Here is a 602-nt window from a genome sequence, read left to right as displayed (position 1 = left end):
TCGAAGGCCACCGCCACCCGCTACGAACGCGACACCCCGGGCGAGCTGGTCCACATGGACGTGAAGAAGATCGGAAAGATCCCCGACGGCGGTGGCTGGCGCGCCCACGGCCGGGAGAACCGGGAAGCCACCCGCGACCGCAACACCAAGGTCGGGTTCGACTACGTGCACTCCCTCGTCGATGATCACTCCCGGCTGGCCTACTCCGAGGTCCTGCCCGACGAGAAGGGCCCGACCTGCGCGGCCTTCCTCGAACGCGCGGCCGGCTACTTCGCCGCGCACGGCATCACCCGGATCGAACGCCTGATCACCGACAACGCCTGGGCCTACCGATGGTCGCTGCGCCAGGTCTGCAAGCGGCTGGGCATCCGGCAGAAGTTCATCAAGGCGCACTGCCCGTGGCAGAACGGCAAGGTCGAACGGTTCAACCGCACCCTGCAGACCGAGTGGGCCTACCGACAGGTCTTCACCAGCAACGCCGAACGCGCCGCAGCCCTTGACCCCTGGATCGAGTACTACAACACTCGACGACGCCACAGCGCACTCGGCGGCCTCCCACCGATCAGCCGCCTGCCACCAACGTGATGGCCGGGTACACCTAG

The 602-nt window shown here is 67.3% G+C and carries 1 protein-coding gene; it reads left to right on the top strand.

Annotation, left to right across the window (positions count from 1 at the left end):
* A partial coding sequence (locus DY240_RS22440; RefSeq protein WP_147375443.1) for an integrase core domain-containing protein occupies positions 1-585 on the top strand: 585 nt, incomplete at its 5' end.
* Between the last annotated feature and the right edge of the window lie 17 nt (positions 586-602).

The sequence above is a fragment of the Jiangella rhizosphaerae genome, assembly GCF_003579925.1.
Classification (GTDB): Bacteria; Actinomycetota; Actinomycetes; order Jiangellales; family Jiangellaceae; genus Jiangella; species Jiangella rhizosphaerae.
This window is presented reverse-complemented; position numbering and strand designations above follow the sequence as displayed.